This is a genomic window from uncultured Lamprocystis sp. (genome assembly GCF_903933125.1).
Taxonomy (GTDB): domain Bacteria; phylum Pseudomonadota; class Gammaproteobacteria; order Chromatiales; family Chromatiaceae; genus Thiodictyon.
In genome coordinates this window covers 1-2872 of the sequence record NZ_CAIZIZ010000298.1, presented here as the reverse complement: position 1 = coordinate 2872, position 2872 = coordinate 1, and the positions used below count along the sequence as shown (strand labels likewise).

General features: G+C 58.1%; 3 protein-coding genes. 2 read left to right on the top strand and 1 reads right to left on the bottom strand.

Translation table 11 applies throughout. From position 1 onward, the window contains the following. A partial coding sequence (locus tag QZY03_RS14720; RefSeq protein WP_295582285.1) for a transposase occupies positions 1-517 on the top strand: 517 nt, incomplete at its 5' end. A 629-nt stretch (positions 518-1146) separates the two neighbouring features. Here QZY03_RS14720 and QZY03_RS14715 read toward each other — a convergent pair. Continuing rightward, positions 1147-1485, bottom strand: a complete 339-nt coding sequence (locus QZY03_RS14715) for a hypothetical protein (RefSeq protein ID WP_295582283.1) — start codon at positions 1483-1485, stop codon at positions 1147-1149. Between the two features lie 665 nt (positions 1486-2150). Here QZY03_RS14715 and QZY03_RS14710 point away from each other — a divergent pair. Continuing rightward, positions 2151-2872 (top strand): cation transporter (locus QZY03_RS14710; RefSeq protein ID WP_295582281.1); only part of this gene is annotated, 722 nt, incomplete at its 3' end.

Sequence of the window (2872 nt, the reverse complement as noted above, 5' to 3'; positions counted from 1 at the left end):
GGGAGCGATCATTGACAGCCAAAGCGTCAAAGGCACCCCGGAATCATTTATAGATTCTGGGTTTGACGGGGGCAAACTGGTCAAGGGCAGAAAGCGACATATTGTAGTAGATACAATCGGTTGTCTGCTTGTTGTCTGGGTACACGCAGCCAACGTCTACGACGGCAAAGCCGCCCGCCAAGTGTTAACAAATTTGTTCGTGCTTTTGCATACTGTCAAAATAATCTGGGCTGATTGCGGCTATTCTGGCGCAGAACTGTTGGACTGGGTACTTCTTCAGTTTAAATGCCATCTTACCGTCGTTAAGAGGAAGAAGGGAACTCAAGGCTTCCATGTCTTACCTCGCCGTTGGGTGGGTGAGAGAACATTCGCCTGGCTCGGTCGATCCCGTCGCTTGAGTAAAGATTACGAGCGCAAACCAACGTCGAGCGAGACACAGGTTTACATCGCGTCCGGCCGCTTGCTTCTACGGCAGCTTTGCGATAATCAAACACCATATTTGATGGCCGCAAATTGACGCGATGTCATTTTCAGGTTCCTAGACAGCCTCTAAAGGCCTCGTCGTCCCAACACTTGGCGATGAGTTGCTGATACTGTTTGGCGTGGTCGTTCCTGGTTCGGTCCCCTTGGCGGTAGGATGGCAATGGGTAACCCGCGTGCCGTCCATCCCGACTGCGGCTCGCTGGCGCGCCACACTCACGAGCGTGGGGACACTTAGTTAGCGTCACTCTACTCCGATCAACGCGTCGGTACCGACGACCAGGCCTCACATTTACGGCTGCCTATATGATGTTGTCGGGGGCCGAGTTGATCGCAAGTGCCCTTAGCGTTCAAGCCCATCCTGGGCTCGGTCCTGGCAGTCGGGGTGTCTTGCGCCATGCTGTTGCATTTACTCGTTCACATCGGGGTCTCCACGCAGGGCGAGTGTGCGCTCGATGGCGCCGGCGACTCGCTTTTTGGAGGACCGCGGGGCCGACTGGGGGCGGCCATCGGACGATCCGGCCTAGCCGTCGCCGAGGCCTGGAGGACTTGCGCTCGGCCGGGTTGATGGACGGCCCGGCGCGGTTGGTGGCCCGTTTTGATGATCATGTCCTGTTATGGGAGCGTCGAGGAGAGCCCGCAGGCCATGAGCGGCAGCAACCCGGATCAGTTCTCATCGTAGTTCAATCCGCTCTTCCTGCTCTTGACGGTCAGGCCCTTGATATCATCAAGGTCGGTGTTGACCTCGAATCTGTCGGGCTCGGAGTCGAGGGAGGCGATCTTCCTCTTGCCGTCGAAGACCATCAACTTGATGCTCGGCATTGGGGGCGCGCAGAGCCCTCCCATGCACTCGGTCACGGCATAGGTGATCCTGCCCTTGCGGAAATACAGAGAATAGATCGTCGTTCGAGGCAGGGGAGACTGGTCGTCGGCGAAGAAGACGCCGTCGCGTGGTGCGGTGTATTCCAGCTCGACCGCGCCCTGGGGGCCGAAGCGGTAGGACACTTGGTCGAAGGGGGGATTGGACCTGTCGGCGCACAGGGACAGGACCTTTTCCCCCCTGAACCCCCCATCCGTGAGCGTGCCGACCCGACCGCTGAGGAGAACAGTCTAGCCCGGCAGGCAATGCGTCTGGGCCGAGGCGCTCGTTGACGCCAGAAAGGCCGCTACCAGAAATGGTCTTCTCATATTTAACCACCCAACGCGCAATATAGCCCTCAGATTAGCGGCGCCAAAGATTCCGGGCAAGCGGGTTTGCGGGGCGCCCCGTGCGACCGGATGCGAGGCTGGCAGGGGTGAACGGGCGGGCCTTGATCGTAATCTCGGCCAGCGGCGTGCGTAGTCAGGGCTTCCAGCCCTGACGGTGTCAGGCCAGGATGGCCTGACTACGCACCCGGCGAGCCCAAGTGGCCGGAATTTTGACCGAGGCCAACGGGCGCGGTGGCGGGCGCCGAGCGACAGCCGGCTCTCACCGGGTGTGGCCGGCGAAGAAGAGCGAGTCCGGGTCTTGGGAGGCACCGTGGTGGGCGGTCGCGGCGCGGGAGCCTCCCCGCCCGGGCGGGGGGTATACTTACGGTATTTTGCGAAGACGATGCTGCGCCGGGCGCAAATCCAATTGTCGGCCGGTTGTCCGGCACCACACTTGGGACACTGCATGCTATGAGAGCCGGATGAAAAAAATCACGATGAAAGAGAAGCAGCGCGAGATCCTGCTCAGTCTGCTGCTTTCGGCTATGATGCTGTTGCCTTTATTGGTGGCAGCTGTTTTCTCGAATTCGATGATCGCGTTGATCGACTTGTTGCAGGAGAGTGGCGACACCGTGGCCGTTTGTTTCAGCTTCTTCGCGATCAGGAAGATCAGCCAGGGTAAGAATCTATCTTACAATTTCGGATATGGCAAGCTGGAGGGCGTTTCTAGCCTTGTTGTTTCTACTATGTTGTTAATCTCGGTTATATTCGTCATGTATCATTTGGTTGAGGCATTCGCCCATCCGGTGGCACTGGTCGGCTTTGGCGTCTATGTGAGTATCGTATCGAATCTAATCGACGGAATTATCTCTCTTGTTCAGTGGCGGCGATTGCGCTTCCTGTTGAAGCACGATGTTTCGCCGATAATCGAAGGGCAGATGAGTCTATTTCGCGCGGGTTTCATAGCCAGTACGACCGTCTCAATCGGGCTGTTGTTGAGCTTGGCTTTTAATGACAAGAGCTGGGGCCATCTGATCGATCCCATCGGCGGTCTGATTCTGGCTATGTTTCTGGTGCATTCGTTTTATCTCGACTTTGGCCATTTTTGCCTGAGGCCGGGCGCTGTGCACGGGTGGGCTGGACCAGGGCCGGCGGCTCCTGCGGAGGTGGCGGCAGCGGGAGACCGGCGGTATCGTCTGAAGTC